At 71.2% G+C, this 18467-nt stretch carries 22 protein-coding genes; 4 read left to right on the top strand and 18 right to left on the bottom strand.

The genetic code is table 11. The annotated features are described in order from the left end of the window. Nucleotides 1-27: 27 nt before the first annotated feature. Together ABZ833_RS00835 and ABZ833_RS00830 are read left to right on the top strand one after the other, a co-directional pair. Nucleotides 28-1503, top strand: coding sequence for an FG-GAP and VCBS repeat-containing protein (locus ABZ833_RS00835; protein ID WP_361039191.1), 1476 nt, complete (start codon nt 28-30; stop codon nt 1501-1503). Continuing rightward, a complete protein-coding gene (locus tag ABZ833_RS00830) occupies nt 1500-2105 on the top strand; it encodes a hypothetical protein (RefSeq protein ID WP_361039189.1) in 606 nt (201 codons plus the stop codon). The genes ABZ833_RS00835 and ABZ833_RS00830 overlap by 4 nt, the downstream gene beginning before the upstream one ends. Nucleotides 2106-2112: 7 nt before the next feature. Here the strand turns inward: ABZ833_RS00830 and ABZ833_RS00825 are convergent, their stop codons facing one another. From ABZ833_RS00825 to ABZ833_RS00745, 17 genes are all read right to left on the bottom strand, one after another. After that, nucleotides 2113-2862: a class I SAM-dependent methyltransferase gene (locus tag ABZ833_RS00825; RefSeq protein ID WP_361039186.1), complete on the bottom strand. Its 750-nt coding sequence runs from the start codon at nt 2860-2862 to the stop codon at nt 2113-2115. A gap of 140 nt (nt 2863-3002) precedes the next feature. After that, the gene (locus ABZ833_RS00820; RefSeq protein WP_361039183.1) at nt 3003-3755 is read right to left on the bottom strand and encodes a FadR/GntR family transcriptional regulator; all 753 of its coding nucleotides are present in this window, start codon (nt 3753-3755) and stop codon (nt 3003-3005) included. A gap of 17 nt (nt 3756-3772) precedes the next feature. Then, a complete protein-coding gene (gene denD, locus ABZ833_RS00815) occupies nt 3773-4813 on the bottom strand; it encodes a D-erythronate dehydrogenase (RefSeq protein WP_361039180.1) in 1041 nt (346 codons plus the stop codon). Next, nucleotides 4810-5613: a 2-oxo-tetronate isomerase gene (otnI, locus tag ABZ833_RS00810; protein WP_361039177.1), complete on the bottom strand. Its 804-nt coding sequence runs from the start codon at nt 5611-5613 to the stop codon at nt 4810-4812. Before otnI ends, denD begins: the two co-directional genes overlap by 4 nt. Before the next feature lie 35 nt (nt 5614-5648). Further along, nucleotides 5649-6953 carry an MFS transporter gene (locus ABZ833_RS00805; protein ID WP_361039174.1) on the bottom strand — a complete coding sequence of 435 codons (1305 nt, stop codon included), beginning with the start codon at nt 6951-6953 and terminating at the stop codon, nt 5649-5651. A gap of 49 nt (nt 6954-7002) precedes the next feature. After that, entirely contained in the window at nt 7003-7686 is a 684-nt protein-coding gene (locus ABZ833_RS00800) for an aldolase (RefSeq protein WP_361039172.1), read from the bottom strand. Beyond that, nucleotides 7683-8963: a 3-oxo-tetronate kinase gene (gene otnK / locus ABZ833_RS00795; RefSeq protein ID WP_361039170.1), complete on the bottom strand. Its 1281-nt coding sequence runs from the start codon at nt 8961-8963 to the stop codon at nt 7683-7685. The genes ABZ833_RS00800 and otnK overlap by 4 nt, the downstream gene beginning before the upstream one ends. A gap of 1 nt (nt 8964) precedes the next feature. Next, nucleotides 8965-9891 carry an L-threonate dehydrogenase gene (gene ltnD / locus ABZ833_RS00790; RefSeq protein WP_361039168.1) on the bottom strand — a complete coding sequence of 309 codons (927 nt, stop codon included), beginning with the start codon at nt 9889-9891 and terminating at the stop codon, nt 8965-8967. Nucleotides 9892-10099: 208 nt separating this feature from the next. Then, entirely contained in the window at nt 10100-10750 is a 651-nt protein-coding gene (locus ABZ833_RS00785; RefSeq protein ID WP_361039166.1) for a hydrolase, read from the bottom strand. A 68-nt stretch (nt 10751-10818) separates the two neighbouring features. Further along, nucleotides 10819-11601 carry a cytochrome c oxidase assembly protein gene (locus ABZ833_RS00780; protein ID WP_361039164.1) on the bottom strand — a complete coding sequence of 261 codons (783 nt, stop codon included), beginning with the start codon at nt 11599-11601 and terminating at the stop codon, nt 10819-10821. Continuing rightward, nucleotides 11598-12020 carry a DUF2243 domain-containing protein gene (locus tag ABZ833_RS00775; protein WP_361039162.1) on the bottom strand — a complete coding sequence of 141 codons (423 nt, stop codon included), beginning with the start codon at nt 12018-12020 and terminating at the stop codon, nt 11598-11600. Before ABZ833_RS00775 ends, ABZ833_RS00780 begins: the two co-directional genes overlap by 4 nt. Continuing rightward, a complete protein-coding gene (locus ABZ833_RS00770) occupies nt 12017-12154 on the bottom strand; it encodes a hypothetical protein (RefSeq protein ID WP_361039160.1) in 138 nt (45 codons plus the stop codon). Before ABZ833_RS00770 ends, ABZ833_RS00775 begins: the two co-directional genes overlap by 4 nt. Before the next feature lie 17 nt (nt 12155-12171). Continuing rightward, nucleotides 12172-13317 (bottom strand): DUF6596 domain-containing protein, encoded by a 1146-nt coding sequence (locus ABZ833_RS00765; RefSeq protein ID WP_361041262.1) that lies wholly within the window; start codon nt 13315-13317, stop codon nt 12172-12174. 8 nt (nt 13318-13325) lie between these two features. Beyond that, entirely contained in the window at nt 13326-13733 is a 408-nt protein-coding gene (locus ABZ833_RS00760; protein WP_361039158.1) for a YciI family protein, read from the bottom strand. Nucleotides 13734-13867: 134 nt separating this feature from the next. Continuing rightward, entirely contained in the window at nt 13868-14245 is a 378-nt protein-coding gene (locus tag ABZ833_RS00755; RefSeq protein WP_361039155.1) for a toxin Doc, read from the bottom strand. After that, a complete protein-coding gene (locus tag ABZ833_RS00750) occupies nt 14245-14484 on the bottom strand; it encodes a hypothetical protein (RefSeq protein ID WP_249585344.1) in 240 nt (79 codons plus the stop codon). The genes ABZ833_RS00755 and ABZ833_RS00750 overlap by 1 nt, the downstream gene beginning before the upstream one ends. Before the next feature lie 16 nt (nt 14485-14500). Then, entirely contained in the window at nt 14501-15013 is a 513-nt protein-coding gene (locus tag ABZ833_RS00745) for an ArsR family transcriptional regulator (RefSeq protein ID WP_361041259.1), read from the bottom strand. 188 nt (nt 15014-15201) lie between these two features. Between ABZ833_RS00745 and def the strand changes: the two genes are divergently transcribed. Further along, nucleotides 15202-15864 (top strand): peptide deformylase, encoded by a 663-nt coding sequence (gene def / locus ABZ833_RS00740; protein ID WP_361039152.1) that lies wholly within the window; start codon nt 15202-15204, stop codon nt 15862-15864. A 31-nt stretch (nt 15865-15895) separates the two neighbouring features. Here def and ABZ833_RS00735 read toward each other — a convergent pair whose 3' ends face one another. Next, nucleotides 15896-17224 carry an aspartate aminotransferase family protein gene (locus tag ABZ833_RS00735; protein ID WP_361039150.1) on the bottom strand — a complete coding sequence of 443 codons (1329 nt, stop codon included), beginning with the start codon at nt 17222-17224 and terminating at the stop codon, nt 15896-15898. Between the two features lie 87 nt (nt 17225-17311). Between ABZ833_RS00735 and ABZ833_RS00730 the strand changes: the two genes are divergently transcribed. Further along, nucleotides 17312-18241: a LysR family transcriptional regulator gene (locus tag ABZ833_RS00730; RefSeq protein ID WP_361039147.1), complete on the top strand. Its 930-nt coding sequence runs from the start codon at nt 17312-17314 to the stop codon at nt 18239-18241. Nucleotides 18242-18467 lie beyond the last annotated feature (226 nt).

The raw sequence follows: 18467 nt of genomic DNA, 5'->3' as shown, positions 1-18467 counted from the left end.
GGCGCGTACATCGGATCTAGTGGCCCCATGAAGCACGAGCGGGCAGAGGGCAGTTGCAAGGGCCTGCGGCGGCGAGGGGGGCTCGGCCTCCTCGCCGCCGCACTGGTGATGGGCACCGCCACGGGTGCGCACAACCACGAGGTCCGCCCGCCGATCCCGGACAGCGCCTGCCGCCCGTCGGCGCCGGCCGGCACGTCCGGACCCGCGGGCCAGGTGGGCACACCCGCTCCCGACTTCGACGGCGACGGCCATCCCGACCTGGCCGCCGAGGTGCCGGCCAGTAATGGGGACGTCTCCGAGACCGGCCGTATCGCCCTGGTGTATGGCTCGGCGCACGGTCCGCGCCCCGGACACCGGACGGTGTTCACGCCCAAGGACTTCCGGCTGCCCGCACACGACGGCATGTCCTACGGACTGTCCGGTCCCACCGTCGCCGACCTGGACGGCGACGGACACCTCGACCTCGTCGCGGGTGGCAGCGCCCATGTGCAGTGGGGCGGCCCCGACGGCCCGGACCCCGCTCACCGGCCCGCCCGCGTCCGGCTGCCGCACGTCGGCAAGGGTGAGTCCGCGATCGACGGCAAGGGCCACGGCGTCTACGGTGACCAGCCGGTGGCCGGTGACTTCGACGGGGACGGCCACGCCGACCTGGCCACTTTCCGCACCGAGACGGACAAGCGGCGCCTCGTGGTGCTGCACGGCCCGTTCACGCGTACGGGAGAGCCCGCACGGACCAGCGAGCGCGCCGACCCGGACCCACGCGGGGCCAACGCGGTGGTCGACCTCCAGCTCATCGCCGCGGAGGCCACCGGCGACCGCGCCACCGACCTCTTCGTCTACGAGCCGGCGGCGCCGGGCACGCCGCTGCTCCTGACCGGCGGAGCCGACACGGCGACCGGTCTCGGCAAGGAGCCCGAACGGCTGCCGAAGGGCGAAAGCATCGCCGTCGGCGACTTCGACGGCGACCAGTGGCCGGACATCGCCCTCGGCGACAGCGGCATTCCCGACGACGAGGAGCTGGAACCGGCCGACCGCAAGGGCACGGTGACCATCCGCTACGGCAAGGCGCCCGAAGCCCGCGTCGTCATCGAGGGCGGCGCCCGCAAGGGCGGCTTCGGCATCGGTCTGGTCGCCGGAGACCTGAACGGCGACGGCTGCGACGACCTCGCGGTGCACAGCGCGGGCGACCGCTGGGGCGACAGCGGCAGCGTCGACATCCTGCGGGGCGGCTCCTCTCCCGGCCTCGGCTCCCAGCCATGGCGTCATGTGCCCCGCTCACGCCATGTGCCCGACCCCGATCCCCTGAATTCACAGCACTGGACGGGCAGTCCTGTGAGCGCGGCCGATTTCGACGGGGACACCCGCGACGAACTCGTCCTGGCCACCGCCTACCAGACCAACCTCGGCCGGGACTGGTGGATCATCGACGGTGCAGGCAGGGACATGGCATCCTTCGACGCTGCGGACCTGGCCCGCCACACGGCAGAGGAGAAGAGCCGTTGACGACATTCCGACTCCACTTGGAGCAGATGGCGCTGCGCGCCCTGGGCGAGTTCCCCGACGAGTTGATCTCCGACATCTACGTGGTCACGTTCCGTGTCGACAGCGTCGACCAGGACCCCCGACACCCCTACGTGGCGATCGGCTACAACACCGAGACCGAGGTGGCCCGGCTGCTCGCGGAGACAAGCTCCTCGGAGCCGTGGGAGGCGCGCTGGAACTACGCCTACTTCCCGCCGTCAGGCCTTGAGGGCATCCGCATCGTCGGCCACCATCCCGAACACGATCCGGTCGGCGCCGACCTGCACCGGCGGGAAGCGGTGGTCCAAGACCTCTGGTACGAGGACGAGGACGACCTCTCCGAGCAGGAACAGGACGAGCGCGACGAACAGCTCGCGGAGCGCTTCAACGCGCTCTGCGTCGACCTGGCGCGTCAACTCCACGCGGACGGCCGTCTCGTCGGCGTCTTCGGGCGGCCCCTGCCGGTGATCCTCTACAACATGTTCGACCCCGACGAGATGTTCGCGCTGACCGCGGCCGCCAACCCGCCCGAGCTGGTCACGGAGTTCATGAGCGAGGACCCGGGAGCGCAGCCGCAGGCCTGAACAGCGGTCAGGGCGTGGGCGCCTGGCGCAGGAGCAGGGTGACGAATCCGAGTGTGCCCCGGTAGCCGTGGAGCCAGGCGTCGCGGTGTGCGGCGGCGGCTTCGAGAGCCTGGGCGGTGTCGGGGTGCTCGGGGTGGTCGAGGGCCCATCGGGAGAGGTCGCCCGTCCAGGACCATTCGTAGGCGTCCCACTCCTGGAGGGTGCTGACGTGTCCGTGGACGGGGATCCATCCGTCGGCCATGACGTGGTCGACGGTCGTGGCCAGGTCGGCGTACTCATCAGTGGTGAAACCGGCGTCGAGGGTCGCCTGGCCGGGCTCGCGTTCCCAGAAGCCGTCGCCGACGAGGATGCTCCCGCCGGGGGAGAGGTGACGGCCGGCGGCCTTCAAGGTGGGCAGCAGGCCACCGAAGGCGTGTGCGGCACCGACGCTGACCACCACGTCGTAGAGGTGCGGGGAGGTGAACTCCGCGGCGTCCTGGACGTGGAACGCGACCCGGTCACCGAGACCCGCGTCGTCAGCGGCACGCCTGGCAGTGGCGATGGCCCCCGCGTCGTTGTCCACGCCGTCGGCACGGAGCTCAGGGCGCATGGCCTGTGCGCGCGCCAGCCAAGTGCCCGAACCGCACCCGAGATCGAGGAGCCGTGCCTCGCCGTGCGGCAGGGCACGGTCGAGGAGCGCGTGCACGGAATCGTCGTTCAGCGGAGCGGCGATGGGGTGGCCGGAGTGGGCGATGGAGCTGATCTGTTGACGATGCATGGTCACATCCTGCCCGGCGCCAGCCGGATGGGTGCCCGGGTTGCCCTGAAGTCGCCGGGCGGCGACGCTGTGAGCCACTGATGCGCCGAGGGGCGGGCCACATGGCCCGCCCCTCGGCGCATCAGGCGTACGCACTCACATCACGGCGCCGTGTCCAGGTCCACCCCGAGATCGTCCGTCTCCGTCCAGAAGCCCTCGTCCGCGTCCTGCAACCGGGACGCGGCGTGCTTCATGTGACGGCGTACGGCGCTGCGGGCCGCCGCAGCGTCGCCCGACTCGACGGCCGCCAGGATCGCGTGATGCTCGACCCGCACCGCCTCGATGAAGTCGTCGCGCCGCGCCTCGTTGGCACGCGTGACGCGGATGCCGCCGCGCATGACCTCACCCAAGTACCGCACGGTGGAGACCATGACCGTGTTCCCGGTCGACTCGGCGATCGACTGATGGAACGCCAGGTCCTCGTCCACACCGTCACCGCCGGCCGCGACCGCCTCGTCGATCGCGGCCAGGGACCGGCGCATCCGGGTGACGTCGTCCGGTGTCGCCCGGGTCGCCGCCAGCGAGGCCGCCTCGCCCTCCATGGCGCGGCGGACCTCGACGATCTGCATGACCTTGGACTTGGTGCCGGAGGCCTCGGCCTCCAGGTCGAGCGGCCGGGTGCGCCGGGGCATGACGAACACGCCCCGGCCCTGGCGCGGTTCGACCAGGCCCGCGTTGCGCAGCCGGGAGACGGCCTCGCGGATCACGGTGCGGCTGACGCCCAGTTGCTTGACCAACTCGACCTCGGTCGGCAGCTTGTCGCCCTCGGCCAGACGGCCGGACTCGATCTCCTCCGAGAGGATCGCGGCGACCCGGTCCGCGAGCCGAATGGGGCCACTCACCTTGGAGAACATGCTCGTCAGTCTATCCGTCAGGGCCTGATCGCCCCGGCTGCGGGCAGCGCTGCGGCCGTGACGGCCTCGGGGTAGTCCTCGGCGTAGGCCCGCACGACCGACTCGAAGCTCTCGTCGGGCCGCAGGCCCAGAGCCGTGGCGCGCGCGTTGTCGAAGGCGGCGGGCCAGGAGCCGACGATGGCCTCCACAGCAGGGTCGGGCGCGACCGTCACCAGGTCGGCGACGGCGTCACCGGCCACCCGGCGCAGGGTGTCCAGCATCTCGGCGACCGTGACCGTGAGCGCCGGCAGATTGACCGGAAGCCCTCCGTCGAGCTCGCCGGGCCCGCTGCCGCGCCGGGCCTCGGTGATGCGCAGGATGCCCTCGACGGTGCGCCGCGGCGAGGCCAGGGCGACCCGCAGGCCGGGGCTGACCGGGCAGGTGGCAGGCAGACCGGAGAGGGGCTCGCGGACGATGCCGGACAGGAAGCTGGACGCGGCCGCGTTGGGCTTGCCCGGCCGCACCGAGACGGTCATCAGGCGCGCCACGCGCCCGTCGACGAAGCCCCGGCGGGTGTACTCGGCGACCAGCTGCTCGCAGATGCGCTTCTGCGTCCCGTAGCTGGACTGCGGCGTGGGCAGCGTCGACTCGCCGACCACCTCCGGCAGCGGCAGCGCGGCGTCGGAACCGTAGACGGCGACGCTGCTGGAGAACACCACCCGGGGCGTGGGACCGCCGGTGGCCGCCTGCGCGCGGGCGGCGTCGAGCAGCGCGCGGGTGGTGTCCAGGTTGGCGCTCATGCCGAGGTCGAAGTCGGCCTCGCACTCGGAGGAGACCGCCGCCGCCAGGTGGATCAGGACGTCCACCGGCTGCGCGAAGATCTCGTCGAGGCGCTCGCTCAGGTCGCCCTGGACGACGTCCACCAGCGGGTCGGCCGCCAGCGGCGCGCCGGCCGGTACGAACCGGTCGGCGAGCACCAGGCGGTCGATGGGCGCACCGCACAGGGTCCGCCGCTGCAGCAGGGCTTCGGCGACCTGCCGTCCCAGGAAGCCGAAGCCACCGGTGATGACGATCCTCATGCGCGTTCTCCTCGGTAGTTCTTGAGCCAGCCGAGCCCCTCGCTCGTACCGGCCCGTGGGTTGTACTCGCAGCCGATCCACCCGTCGAAGCCAAGATCGTCGACGACGTCGAACAGATGGCGGACGTCGAGTTCGCCCTGGTCGGGCTCGTGGCGGTCGGGCACGCCCGCGATCTGCAGATGGCCGACGCGACCAGTGGGAAGGTCGCGACGCAGTGTCGTCGTGAGGTCGCCCTCCACGATCTGGCAGTGGTACAGGTCGAGCTGCACCTTGAGATTCGGCGCGCCCACCTCCTGCACGATCGCGTGCGCCTCGGCCTGCCGGTGCAGGAAGTAGCCCGGCATGTCACGGCCGTTGATCGGCTCGATCAGGAGGTCGACCTCCGCGGCGGCGGCACGCTCGGCGGCCCAGGCCAGGTTGGTCAGGTAGGTGGCGCGGTGCGCGGCCCGCTCGGCGGTCGTCGCGTCCGGCGGCAGGAGACCGGCCATCACGTGCACCTGGCCGCAGCCGAGCGCGGCGGCGTACTCCAGCGCCCGCTCGATCCCGGAGCGGAGTTCGGCCTCGCGGCCGGGCAGCGCGGCGATGCCCCGCTCGCCGGACTCCCAGGCCCCGGGAGGCGCGTTGAACAGCACCTGCCGCAGACCGTGGTCGTCGAGCCTGCTGCGCAGCTCGGCGGGTTCGTGGGCGTAGGGGAAGAGGTACTCGACGGCCTCGAAGCCGTCGGCCGACGTCGCGGCGAAGCGGTCGAGGAAGTCGACTTCCGTGTACATCATGGACAGGTTCGCGGCGAACCTCGGCATGCGTGCTCCTGGGGTGGGGTCGGGACCGGACCCGGTCATCGGTTGACGACGTCCTTCTTGGTGCTCAGCACGGCGACCGCGCCGACGACGAGGCTCAGGGCAAGGACGTACATCGGGATGGAGGTCGAGCCGGTGGCGTCCTTGAGCCCGCCGATCATGTACGGGCTGACGAACCCGGCCAGGTTGCCCACCGAGTTGATCAGAGCGAGCCCGGCCGCCGCGGCGGTGCCGCCGAGGAACGCGGTGGGCAGCGACCAGAACAGCGGGGCGCAGGTGAGCACGCCGGCCGCGGCGAAGGACAGGGCGATCAGGGACAGCACCGTCGACCCGCTCCAACTGGCGGCCAGCGAGAAGCCGACGGCTCCCATGAGGCTGGGGACGACCAGGTGCCAGCGGCGCTCGCGGCGCTTGTCCGCGGAGCGTCCGAACAGGTTCATGGCGATCAGCGCGGCGACGAACGGCACGGCGCTGAGCACGCCGATGGTGAAGTTGTCGTCGATGCCGGTGGACTTGACGAAGGTGGGCATCCAGAACGTCAGGGCGTACTGGCCCATCACGAAGCAGAAGTAGATGAGGCACATCAGCCACACCTTGGGGTCGCGGAAGCCGTCCCAGACCCGGCTGTGCTTCTGGTGCGCGGTGTCCTTGGCGATCGCCGCCTCCACGATGTCCTTCTCCTCGTCGGAGAGCCACTTGGCGCTGCGTACGCCATTGTCGAGGTAGAACAGCGTGGCGACACCGATGAGGAGCGCAGGGATCGCCTCGAGCAGGAACATCCACTGCCAGCCCTGCCAGCCGTTGACCCCCTGGAAGCGGTCCATGATCCAGCCGGAGAGCGGGTTGCCGAAGATCCCGGCCACGGGGATCGCCGACATGAACATCGCGATCACGCGGGCCCGGCGGTGGGAGGGGAACCAGTAGGTGCAGTAGAGGATGACACCCGGGTAGAACCCGGCCTCCGCGGCGCCGAGCAGGAAGCGCAGGACGTAGAACATCGTCTCGTTGGTGACGAGTGCGAACGCCCCCGAGATGAGACCCCAGGTGATCATGATCCGGGCGATCCAGGTGCGTGCGCCCACCCGCTGCAGCATCAGGTTCGAGGGGACCTCGAAGATGAAGTAGCCGATGAAGAACAGTCCTGCGCCGAGGCCGTACGCCGCTTCGCTCAGACCCAGGTCGTCGGACATCTGAAGCTTCGCGAAGCCGACGTTGACGCGGTCCAGGTACGAGAAGACGTAACAGAGGATCAGGAAGGGGACGATGCGGAGAACGACCTTGCGGAACACGGCGTTCTCACGGGCGAGGTCGGGTGTCTCCGCCGTGGTGGTGGACGTGGACATGCGGAATCCTTACTGCGGCTCAGGGGATTCTCCGACGGGCGGTGCGCGATCACCAAGAGGCGCCGAACACGGCCTTGAGTTCGTCGAGAGCGGGGGAGGGGAGCGGCTCGGGGCGACGGTCGGTCAGGAGCCAGAGGCGTGCCGTTTCCTCGAGTTCTTCGAGGACGGCGAGAGCGGATGCGGCGTCCGGGCCCCAGACCACCGGGCCCAGACGGTCGAGCAGGACGGCCCTGATCGGTGTGCCTCCATCGGCACGATCAGCGATGTGGCCGGTCACCAGGTCGGCCACGCGGGGATCGCCGGGCCGGTGGTAGGGGATGAGCGGGACGTGCCCGACCTTCATGACGTAGTACGGCGTGAGGGGCGGAAGCACGTCGTCCGCGCTCCACACGCCGGCCAGGGTGAGCGCGACCAGATGCGTGGAGTGGGTGTGGACGACGAACCGTGCCGTGGGGTCGGCGGCACAGATGCGGCGGTGCAGGGTGAGGGTCTTGCTGGCACGGTCGCCCGCGACCTGCTCGCCTCCGGCGTCGACCAGGGCCAGGCGCTCGGGGTCGAGGAAACCCAGGGCGGCGTCGGTGGGCGTGATCAGGTGGGAGTCGCCGACCCGCGCGCTGATGTTGCCGGCGCTTGCATGGACGTAGCCCCGCGCGAAGAGGCTTGTGCCCACCCGGACGATCTCGGCGCGCGCGTCGTCGACATCGTTCGCGGCCGGGCTCGGGAGCTGCGTCATGCGGTCTCCCGGCCGAGGTGGGCGAAGGACGAGGCGAAGAAGTCGGGGCCGCCGAAGTTGCCGGACTTCAGCGTGATGTGGAGCGTGTCCCCGCCGGGCAGGGCCGCCGCGCACCACGGCACACCAGGGTCGATCTGCGGTCCGATGCGCAGACCCGTCAGGCCAAGCGCCTGGACGACCGCGCCCGAGGTCTCGCCGCCGGCGACGACGAGCTGACGGACACCAAGCCCCACGAGCCCCTGGGCGACGCGGGCCAGGGTCTGCTCGACGAGCTCACCGGCCTCGGCGACACCGAGGCGGCCCTGGACGTTCTTGACCGCGTCGGGCGCCTCGGTGGAGTAGACGAGCACCGGCCCGTCGGCCAGATGCGCGGCGGCGAAGGCCAGGGCCTGCCCGGCCACGTCCTCGCCGTCGGCGATCCGCAGCGGATCCACGCTGAACGCGGGCCCGCCACCCCGCAGGAACTCCCGGACCTGACCATTGGTGGCACGGGAAACCGACCCGGAGACGACCGCTTGATGCCCTGTGGGCCGGGGCAGCCGGGCCGCGGCGGGGGACGGCTCGAAGCCCCAGTTCGCGGGCAGGCCGATCGCCAGACCTGACCCGGCGGTCACCAGCGGCAGCCCCTTGACCGCCGCACCAAGCCGTACGAGATCGTCGTTCGAGACGGCGTCGACGATCGCGGCGCCGATGCCCTCCTTGCGCAGCGCGTCGACACGCTCTCCGATCGCATCGGCACCGGCGGCGACCACGGTGTGGTCGATGAGACCGACCGGGCGCGCGGTCTGCGCGCCGAGCACGGACACCAGGTTGGAGTCGGTCATCGGCGTCAGCGGGTGATGGCGCATGCCGCTCTCGCTGAGCAGGACGTCGCCGACGAAGAGATGGCCCTTGAAGACGGTGCGCCCGTTGTCGGGGAACGCCGGGGTCGCGACCGTGAAATCGGTGCCGAGGGCGTCCATCAGGGCCTCGGTGACGGGCCCGATGTTGCCGGCCCGCGTCGAGTCGAAGGTCGAGCAGTACTTGAAGTAGATCTGCTCCGCGCCCGCCGACCGCAGCCACTCCAGCGCCCGCAGCGAGGCCTCGACGGCGTCGGAGGCCGGGGTGGTGCGCGACTTGAGCGCGATGACGACCGCGTCCGCGTCGAGCGGGCCTTCGGCTCCGGCCCGCGGCACGTCGATCAGCTGGATCACGCGCATGCCCGCGCGCACCAGGTTGTTGGCCAGGTCCGTGGCGCCGGTGAAGTCGTCGGCGATGCAACCGAGTCGGATTCCCATGTCAGCCCTCCGACTTCCCGGTCTGTCCGGGCAGCTCGATGCCCGGGAAGATCTTGATCACCGCGCTGTCGTCCTCGCCGCCGAGACCGGAGGCCGACGCCTGAAGGAACATCTGGTGGGCGGTGGCCGCCAGGGGGAGGGGGAACTTCTCCGGCCGGGCCGCGTCGAGCACGAGCCCCAGGTCCTTGACGAAGATGTCGACCGCGGACAGGGGCGTGTAGTCCCCGGCGAGCACATGCGCCATGCGGTTCTCGAACATCCACGAGTTGCCCGCGCTGTGCGTGATGACCTCGTAGAGCGCATCGGCGGGCACGCCCGCCTTGATGCCGAGCGCCATGGCCTCGGCCGCCGCGGCGATGTGCACGCCCGCGAGGAGTTGATTGACGACCTTGACCTTGGAGCCGATCCCGGCCTCGTGGCCCAGGCGGTAGACCGTGCTGCTCATGGCTTCGAGCACCGGATCGGCGATCGCGTACGCGGTGGGCGCGCCCGACGTCATCATGGTGAGCTCGCCGCTCGCGGCCCGTGCGGCGCCGCCGGAGATGGGGGCGTCCAGGTAGAGCACGCCACGCTCGGCCAGACGCCGTTCGAGCTCGGCGGACCAGGTGGGGTCGGCCGTGGAGCACATGACGTAGACGGAACCCGGATGCAGCCGATCGGCCGCGCCTCCGGCGCCGAACAGGACCGACTCGACCTGCTCCGCGTTGACCACGACGCCGACCAGGACGTCGACCGAGGCCGCGAGCTCACCGGCGGAGGCGAAGGCGGTGCCCCCGTCCTCGGCGAAGGCCGAGGCCACATCGGGGCGCAGGTCATGAACACCCACATCGAAGCCCGCGTCCCGCAGGCTGCGCGCCATGCCGAGCCCCATGGCCCCCAGCCCCACCACGCCCACGCGTGGCAGTGCCGGCCTGTCCTGGTCGTTCATGCCCGTCCTCGTCTCGCTGTGCTGTGCCGTCCGGGGTGCAGCCCGGCTCTGAATCCGTGCGGCGATCGGGTCATATGATGACCTGAGGATGTGGGATGGCGCACTGTGATGCCGGTCACATGTCGGATGGTTTGTGGCCGGTGGCTGCCTGACGGGTGTGACTGCCTGGAGTACGTGCACGTGCGATCGGGGCCTGACCGGCGGGCCCTCAGGGGTGCGTCTGTCCCATGCCGGCGAACCATCTGGCCGCCACGGCGGCGACCTCGTCAAGCGCCTGCGGTTCCTGGAACAGGTCCGTGGCGTCGGGGATCACGCGCAGTCGGTTGAGGGGACGCAGGCGATTGGCCGTTTGCCGGGTGAGCCGCAGCGCCTCGGTGTCGCGGCCTCCGGCGAGCAGCAGGACCGGCGCGCGCACCTGGCCGAGCACGTCGTCTCCCGCCAGATCGGGGCGGCCGTCGGGGCAGACGACGGTGTCCACGATGCCGGGCCGGGCGGCCGCGGCGCCGAGCGCGGCCGCCCCGCCCGTGCTCGCCCCGAACAGGCCAAGTGGCAGATCCGTGGCACAGGCGGCGAGCCAGTCCACGGAGGCGATCAGACGGTGCGTCAGCAGACCGATGCCGCAGTGATGCCGGCCGGTCGCCCAGTCCGCGGCCTCCTCATCGGCGGTGAGCAGGTCGATGAGCAGTGTCGCGAGTGCGGCGTCCTGCAGCGCGTCGGCCACGGCCCGGTCGCGAGGGCTGTGCCGGGAGCTGTCGCTGCCGTGGGCGATGATCGCGACTCCGAACACCGTGTCCGGCACGGTCAGTTCACCGATGAGTGCCCCCTGGCCGTTGGGCACGGTGACGGTCTCGGACAGCATGGGACCTCCGGATTCCGGGTACGCGTGCGTGCCGGGTACCCCGCGTGATCTGCACTACGCGGCGACACCTAGGGGTGCTGTCCCGGCCCTGCCGTTTTCGCGTCGAGAGCGCGCCGGGCCCGGACGAGGGCACGGCCCCCGGCCGCGTACCACTGGTGTCCGAGCAGCACGGCAAGGGCGATGCCGACCACATCCCCGCCGTAGTACATGACGTACGACGCGAGGTGCAGGTCGGACGCGGCATAGGAGGTGCCGGGCGGGCCCGTGGCGTACAGCGACTTGGCCAGGATGCCGTGGGCGGCCGCCGCGGCCAGCAGGGCTCCGCCCCGCAGTGCGAACCCTGCCCGGTGGCGCAGCGGGTCCAGGGCCAGGACGGCGAAGGCGAACAGCACGCCGGAGGCCAGCAGATGAGCGCTGACGAGTGCGTGCAGCCAGGGCCGGTGGTGGCCGGCGGCCAGGAGCGGCGTGCGGTACACCGCCCACAGCCCCGCGCTGTGCAGGAGCGCGGCCAGTGGCGGCCACACGAGCAGGGCCGCGGGCCGGGACCGAACGCAGGACAGAAGCCGCCGCCGAGGCCCCACCGGCAGGACACGCAGCGCCAGCGTCACGGGCCGGCCGAGCAGGAGGAGCAGCGGCGCGATCATGCCGATGCCCAGGTGGGTGGCCATGTGCCCGGTGAGCGGCGGCCACCCGTCCCACGGAGCGACCAGCGAGACGACGAGCACCGTGCCGCCCGCGCAGAACGCCGCGTCACGCCGGTGGGGCCAGCGGTCGCCGCGTCGGCGCAGGCGCCGGGCCGCCGCCACATGGCCGAGGCAGCCCAGGGCCACGACCAGCACCATGGCTGTCATCGGCGGGCCCGGACCAGCAGCAGTGCGCCGACGAGCAGGAACAGCACGGCGATCACGTTCCAGGTCCAGTCGTACGGTGCCAGGTCCACGCCGTAGCGGATCTGGTGCAGCTCAAGTGCCTTGTGCTGGAACGTGCCGTCGTACAGCTGAAAGCCGCCGAGGCCCAGGCACAGGCCCGACCACCAGGCGGTGAGATGCCGGGCACTCCGGCGCCACAGATCCGCGTACAGGAACAGGCCCGCCACCATCGCCAGCCAGCCGAAGGCATGGAAGATCCCGTCGGACACCAGACCGGCCTCGCTCGATGCCTTGTCGTAGAAGTGGTGCCAGTGCAGCAGCTGGTGGAACACCATCTCGTCGACGAACGCCGCGATCCCGACGCCGACCAGCGCCCCGGAGAGCAGGGACCGCCCCCTCACCGGTCCGCGCCCCAGTGCACGGCGCGCTTGATGAGGTGCTGCTCACGGGGAGGGAACGTCATGCGGGTCTCCTCGGCGTCCGGCGGGAAGGCGAGGCGCCGAGTACCCGGAAGCGGAAGGAGAGACCGTCGCATTCGCGCCGATGTGTCGCTCAGTGACGCCGGTGGGCGTTGAGCCGGGCGGCCTGACGCGTGAGGTGGTCGCGTTCGGCGAGGTTGGGCGCCTTCTGGGCCGCCTCGGCGTACAGCCGTGCCGCCGTCGCGAGGTCGCCGTCACGCTCGTGGAGGTACGCGGCCACCGCGGCGTACCGGGGCAGTGAGTCGTCCAGCGTCGCGAGCGCCGACAGACCGGCGCGTGCTCCGTCCGCCTCGCCGACGGCCACCGCGCGGTTGAGCCGGACCACCGGGCTGTCGGTGAGGCGCGCGAGCTCGTCGTACCACTCGACGATCTGCACCCAGTCGGTCTCCTCGGCGGTGGGCGCGTCGGCGTGGAGTGCCGCGATGGCGGCCTGGGCCTGGAACTCGGCAAGGCGGTCGCGCGCGAGGGCGGCCTGGAGGATGCCGATGCCCTCGGCGATCGACTCCGTGTCCCACCGGCCGCGGTCCTGCTCGGCGAGCGGCACCAGGCTGCCGTCGGGCGCGGTCCGGGCGGCGCGCCGTGCGTGGTGGAGCAGCATCAGGGCGAGCAGCCCCGCCACCTCGGGGTGGTCGATCGAGGCCGCGAGCTGCCGGGTGAGCCGGATGGCCTCGGCGGCGAGGTCGACGTCGCCGGAGTAGCCCTCGTTGAAGACCAGGTAGAGGACGCGCAGCACGGTGGCGACGTCGCCGGTCCGGCCGAACCGCACGCCGGAGACGGTGCGCTTGGCCCGGCTGATGCGCTGCGCCATCGTCGCCTCGGGCACGAGGTAGGCCTGGGCGATCTGGCGGGTGGTGAGCCCGCCGACGGCGCGCAGCGTGAGCGCGACTGCGGACGACGGGGTCAACGACGGGTGGGCGCACAGGAAGTAGAGCTGGAGCGTGTCGTCCACCGTGGGCGCGGGCCCCGGCGCCGGTTCCTCCTCCACGAGGTCCTCACGCCGACGGCGGGCGGTGTCCGCCCGCGTCGCGTCGAGGAACTTGCGCCAGGCCACGGTGACCAGCCAGCCCTTGGGGTCGCGCGGCGGGTCGGCCGGCCAGACGCGGACGGCCTCGACCAGCGCGTCCTGCACGGCGTCCTCGGCCGCCGCGAAATCGGCTCCGCGGCGGCCGAGGATTCCGAGCACGCTCGGTGTGAGACTCCGGAGCAAGGCCTCGTCCACGTCGGAGGTCACTCCGTGACGGTGGGATGCGCGCCCATGAACGGACGCAGCTCCAGCCATTCGTGGATCGGCTTCCCGCCCGCGCCGGGGGCGGCCGACAACTCCCCGGCCAGCTCGACGGCGCGCTCGTAACTGTCGACGTCGATCACCATCCACCCGGCGATGACGTCCTTGGTCTCGGCGAACGGCCCGTCGGTGACCGGCGGGCGCCCTTCACCGTCGAACCGGACGAACGTCCCTCCGGGTGCGAGCGCCTGACTGTCGACGAACTCACCGGTCCCCTCGAGCCGGGCCGCGAAGTCCCTCATGTACTGCACGTGGGCCGAGATCTCCTCAGGCGTCCACTGATCCATGGGCACGTCGTTGACCGAAGCCGGAGCGCCGCGGTAGTGCTTGAGCAGCAGGTACTTGGGCATCGTGTTTCTCCTCGGTACTGGTGCGACCCATTGTGGCCACATTCACCACGGGGACGGAGCCGACCTTGGATTCTCGACATCGGCGGCCGAACCTTTTTGGCTCACGCGGCGTGCGGCACCTCGCCGGACTCTCGTCAGACCTTCCAGGACCTGATCTGATCGGCGACCGCGTAGACGCTGATGCGGCTCTCGCGGATCTTTCGTACGAGGTCGGACAGTGCCCCGTAGGGCGGGTCTATGCCCTCGCCGGACTGGTCCATGTACTGGGCCGCGACGAACGCCGCGTACAGGCTGTTGCGGTACGGCAGTGGTTCCAGGCGCACGATGGTGTGCAGCAGGGCGGCGGCGCGCCAGGCGGCGTCCGGGTCGGCGGACTCCAGGGTCGGCAGTTTCGTCTTGTGGCGGGCGACCGCGGCGACCAGCGCGGAGTAGTCCGACACGGACATGTCCTCGGGGGAGACGGCGAACTCCTGGACGTCCAAGAGCCAGGCGACGTCTACGAACAGAACCATCAGGCGGCCGCGGACCCCTCGTGACGCGCGGAGGGTGGAATCTCCTCGGGGTTGGCCGCGTCGAACTCGGCACGCAGCCTGTCGGCCCACAGGGAGGCGCCCGCGACGAACTTCTGGCGCTCCATTTCACGGATTCCGAGGTCGTGCAGGTACTGCTTGAGGCTCTTGCCCTCGGCCGCCGCGGCCGCGCGGACACCCTTGAGCTCCTCGTCGGTGAAAGTCACGTTCAGAGACGGCATGTCTCCAAGGTACCAACTAGGTACCTGTCCGGGGAGTGTCTCCCCCGTCCGCACCCGAATCGGGCTGCGACAGCAGGGGGAAGAGCCTGGTGATGAGGGCCACCGGGCGGGCGCCGTCCGGCCGGGCCAGGGGGCGCTGTTCGCGGGCCTGGTAGGGGGCCAGTGCCCGGCGGACGGTGTCCGCGACTCGGCTCATCTCCTCGGGCGTCAGGTAGGCGATGGCGCTGAAGGCCTCGTCGCGGCGCCATTCGGCCGGCGCCTGGTCGCGCTGGGCGAGCCACCGCTGCCAGCTCTCGTCCTCGAGGCCACGCGCCAAGTCACCGAACTGCTCCTCGGCGGGTGCGCCGGCGTCGGGGTGGTGCTGCCTCAGGCGCCAGGGCCGTGCGCGTCCCCCGTGGTGAGGAGCTTCCTCGATGTGTCCGTGCCGCGCGAGCTGCCGCAGGTGAAACGAGCAGAGCCCCGAGCTGTGGCCGAGCCGGGCGGCGGCTTCGGTCGCCGTGACGGTGCCGACTTCGGCCAGCAGGCCCATCAGGGCCGTACGCACCTCGTGCTCGCGCAGTTCGTCGCCGGTGTCCCGCGTCCGGCCGGGGGTGGGGTTGAGGTCATCTTCAGTCACTTTGCAAAGTCTGGTACTTTGCAAAGCCCTTGGCAAGGGGGTCAGGCCGCGGTGCCGTCCGTCGTCCGCGGCGTGTGGCGTACGCAGAAGGGGAGGCAGCCATGTCTGTTCGTCACCATCCGTCCCGCCCCGCGGACCGGCGGGTCCGTGTGCAAGGCCGGCCGGTCGACGCGTATCCCGCCCTGGCGCCGGAGGCGGCACGGGGTTCGGTGCGCCGGGTCACGGTGGTGGGGGAGGAGGTCCTGAGCCGTCCGTGCCTGGAGGTGACCGAGTTCGGAACCGCGGAACTGTCGGCGCTCATCGACGACATGTTCCTGACGATGTACGTGGCCGACGGTGCAGGCCTCGCCGCCAACCAGGTGGGCGTCGCCCTGCGGCTGTTCGTCTACGACTGCCCGGACGACGACGGGATCCGGCACGTCGGTCACATCGTCAACCCCGTCCTTGACCTGCCCGATCCGGGCAGCCGCCGGCTCGTCGACGAGTTCGAGGGCTGTCTGTCGGTGCCCGGTGCCACCATGGCGGTTCCCCGCCCCGACCGGTCCGTTGTTCGCGGGTCGGACAAGGACGGCAACCCTCTCGTCATCGAGGGGATGGGCTACTTCGCCCGGTGCCTGCAGCACGAGGCCGACCACCTCGTCGGCCACACGTACCTTGACCGGCTCTCCAAGCGGGACCGCAAGGACGCCCTTCGGCAGATGGAGGACCGCCGCGATGACGTCTTCGCGCAACGGGCCGTCAAGGCAGGCACCTTGGGGACGTGAGGGCGTCCACCGCCCTCTCGCGTTCGGCGTCTCAGAGCCCGGCGCAGGCTTCGCCGATGGCCTGGTCCAGCATCGTCAGGCCGAGCGAAAGCTCGTCCTCGGTGGCCGTCAGCGGCGGCGCCATCCGCAAGACACCGCCCATGCCCGCGAGTTGGACGATGTTCATGTGCAGGCCCAGTTCGAGGCAGCGCCGCGTGACCCGCGCCCCCAGCTCGTTCGAGTGCTGCTTCGTCTCGCGGTCGACGACGAGCTCCAGTCCGGCCAGCAGGCCCCTGCCGCGGATGTCGCCGACGACCGCGTGCCGCTCGGCGATGTCCGTCAGGCCCTGGTGGAGGAACGCGCCCAGCGACCGGGCACGTTCGTCGAGATTCTCGCCGATCAGCACGTCTAGGACGGTGTTGCCGACCGCCGCGACCAGCGGGTCGGCGACGTGCGTGGTGAAGAACAGGTACCCGCGGTCGTACGCCTCCTGCTCGATCTCGGCGCTGGTCACCACGGCCGCCAGGGGCAGGCCCGCACCCAGCGTCTTGGAGAGCGTGAGGATGTCGGGGACGACGCCGTCGCGCTGGAACGCGTACCAGGTCCCGGTGCGGCACAGGCCGGTCTGGGCCTCGTCGAGGATCAGGAGCATGCCGCGTTCCCTGCACTTGGCGTGCAGGGCCGCGAAGTATCCGGCCGGGGGCTCGATGATTCCGCCCGAGCTGAGAATCGGTTCGACGAGGCACGCGGCCAGGCTGCCGGTCGACTGGGCGTCGATCAGGTCGAAGGCGAAGTCCAGCTGGCGGCGCCAGTCCAGCGAGCCGTCGTCCGTCGTGAAGTCGGGCCGGTACGCGTTCGGCACGGGGATGGCGAAGTTGCCCGGTGCGCCCGGTCCGTAGCCCTTGCGCCCCGCGCTGTACGTGGCGGACGCGGCTGCCTGCGTCATGCCGTGCCAGGACCGCGCGAAGGAGACGATCTCGTGCTTGCCCGTGACGAGTTTGGCCATCCGGATCGCGGCCTCGTTGGACTCGGCGCCGGTCGTCAGGAGCAGCGCCTTCTCCAGGGGCGCGGGCAACGTGTCGGCAAGGCGCCGGGCGAGGTCGACGACGGGGCGGCTGAGCATGCCGCTGAAGAGGTGGTCGAGGGATGCGACCTGCCGCTGGACGGTCGCGACGATCTCCGGGTGCGAGTGGCCGAGGATCGCGCTCATCTGGCCGGAGGTGAAGTCGAGGATCTTCCGGCCGTCCGCGGTGAACAGGAAGCTCCCGGCGGCACGTTCGATGATCTCGTGGGTGAACTCGCCGCCGTAGCGGACGAGATGCCTCTCGGCATCGGCCCAGAAGGTGTCGGTGGACGCGGGAGCGGTGGTCGAAGCGGTCATGTCGCCGACGGTAGGCGGCAGCCGAGCGACACGTCCATCTCACGATTCCGGCTTTCCTGTTCGGCAGAACCGCACAACAATGGGGGCGTGATGAACCCCTGGAGGCTGCGGCTGCTGAGCCAGCTCGACATGCTCGGAACCGTCCGAGCGGTCGCCCAAGCCGCCAACCTGAGCCCGTCGAGCGTGTCTCAGCAGCTCGCCGTGCTCGAGGCCGAGACGCGCACGCAGCTCCTCGAACGCACAGGGCGCAGGGTCCGGCTGACCCCGGCCGGACTGATCCTGGCGCGGCGGGCACGGGCGATCCTCGATCACATGGGCAGCGTGGAGGCGGAGCTGCGTGGGTTCGGCGAGGAACCGGCCGGTCTGGTGCGGCTCGGGGCGTTCCAGAGCGCGATTCACACCATGGCCGTGCCGGCGGTGAGCCGGCTGGCGCGCGAGCATCCGCACCTCGACGTCGAGCTGCTCGAGCTGGAGCCGCACGCGAGCATGCCCGCGCTGCGGGGCGGCGACGCGGACATCATCATCACGACCACGGACTTCGACGAGCTGCCCCTGGGGCCGGACCTGGACATCGTGCCGCTGGCCACGGACCCGGTCCTGCTTGTGGTGCCGCCCGAGCACCCCGCGGCAGGGCGCGGCGCCGTGGACCTCGCGGCCTACGCGGACGAGCCGTGGGCGTTCGACATCCCGCAGTCGTACATGGCCAATCTCGCGCTGCGCCTGTGCCGTCAAGCGAGCTTCGAGCCGCGCGTGGTCTGCCGGTTCAGCAACTACATGATGACCCTGCAGCACGTCGAGGCCGGCCTTTCGATCGCCCTGCTGCCCGGCCTGGCGGTCGACCGCCGCTACGACGTCGCCACCAGGGAACTCGCCACTCCGGTGACCCGCACGATCACGGCGGCGATCCGCCGGGGCTCACCGCCCCGCGCGGCGGTCAGCGCCGTGCTGGAGGCGCTGCGCCACCATCCGGAGCTGCCGTTGCCGGTGCGTCAAGCGGTGGCTGATGGAGCCGGATGAGGTGGTGACACGTAGGCCGCCTCGGGGTTCGTGCGCGTGTAGGGCAGGGAGACCCGCTCGTCCGTCCGGCGCGGCGACAAGACCCCTCAGGGCAGGCCACTTCGACGCTGCTGGGCCCCAGCTCACGCAGCAGCGCCCACACCGGCCGGGATTCCTGCATGGCGACCCAGGGGGCGGAGAACGTCTCCTCAGCAGAGCAGGACGGCCGAGCCGGAGTCGGCCAGTT

Source organism: Streptomyces sp. NPDC047525, assembly GCF_040643025.1.
Taxonomy (GTDB): Bacteria; Actinomycetota; Actinomycetes; order Streptomycetales; family Streptomycetaceae; genus Streptomyces; species Streptomyces durmitorensis.
Note: the sequence above shows the minus strand (reverse complement) of the source record. Positions and strands in the feature narration are given on the sequence as shown.

Bases quoted from the DNA above. Each gene is read 5' to 3' on its own strand.
- def (WP_361039152.1), top strand. From the start codon at position 15,202: ATGTCTGTTCGTCACCATCCGTCCCGCCCCGCGGACCGGCGGGTCCGT.
- denD (WP_361039180.1), bottom strand. From the start codon at position 4,813: ATGAGGATCGTCATCACCGGTGGCTTCGGCTTCCTGGGACGGCAGGTC.
- ABZ833_RS00735 (WP_361039150.1), bottom strand. From the start codon at position 17,224: ATGACCGCTTCGACCACCGCTCCCGCGTCCACCGACACCTTCTGGGCC.
- otnI (WP_361039177.1), bottom strand. From the start codon at position 5,613: ATGCCGAGGTTCGCCGCGAACCTGTCCATGATGTACACGGAAGTCGAC.
- ABZ833_RS00770 (WP_361039160.1), bottom strand. From the start codon at position 12,154: ATGCGACGGTCTCTCCTTCCGCTTCCGGGTACTCGGCGCCTCGCCTTC.
- otnK (WP_361039170.1), bottom strand. From the start codon at position 8,963: ATGGGAATCCGACTCGGTTGCATCGCCGACGACTTCACCGGCGCCACG.
- ABZ833_RS00750 (WP_249585344.1), bottom strand. From the start codon at position 14,484: ATGCCGTCTCTGAACGTGACTTTCACCGACGAGGAGCTCAAGGGTGTC.
- ABZ833_RS00800 (WP_361039172.1), bottom strand. From the start codon at position 7,686: ATGACGCAGCTCCCGAGCCCGGCCGCGAACGATGTCGACGACGCGCGC.
- ABZ833_RS00820 (WP_361039183.1), bottom strand. From the start codon at position 3,755: ATGTTCTCCAAGGTGAGTGGCCCCATTCGGCTCGCGGACCGGGTCGCC.
- ltnD (WP_361039168.1), bottom strand. From the start codon at position 9,891: ATGAACGACCAGGACAGGCCGGCACTGCCACGCGTGGGCGTGGTGGGG.
- ABZ833_RS00805 (WP_361039174.1), bottom strand. From the start codon at position 6,953: ATGTCCACGTCCACCACCACGGCGGAGACACCCGACCTCGCCCGTGAG.
- ABZ833_RS00755 (WP_361039155.1), bottom strand. From the start codon at position 14,245: ATGGTTCTGTTCGTAGACGTCGCCTGGCTCTTGGACGTCCAGGAGTTC.
- ABZ833_RS00785 (WP_361039166.1), bottom strand. From the start codon at position 10,750: ATGCTGTCCGAGACCGTCACCGTGCCCAACGGCCAGGGGGCACTCATC.
- ABZ833_RS00835 (WP_361039191.1), top strand. From the start codon at position 28: ATGAAGCACGAGCGGGCAGAGGGCAGTTGCAAGGGCCTGCGGCGGCGA.
- ABZ833_RS00780 (WP_361039164.1), bottom strand. From the start codon at position 11,601: ATGACAGCCATGGTGCTGGTCGTGGCCCTGGGCTGCCTCGGCCATGTG.
- ABZ833_RS00745 (WP_361041259.1), bottom strand. From the start codon at position 15,013: ATGGGCCTGCTGGCCGAAGTCGGCACCGTCACGGCGACCGAAGCCGCC.
- ABZ833_RS00760 (WP_361039158.1), bottom strand. From the start codon at position 13,733: ATGCCCAAGTACCTGCTGCTCAAGCACTACCGCGGCGCTCCGGCTTCG.
- ABZ833_RS00825 (WP_361039186.1), bottom strand. From the start codon at position 2,862: ATGCATCGTCAACAGATCAGCTCCATCGCCCACTCCGGCCACCCCATC.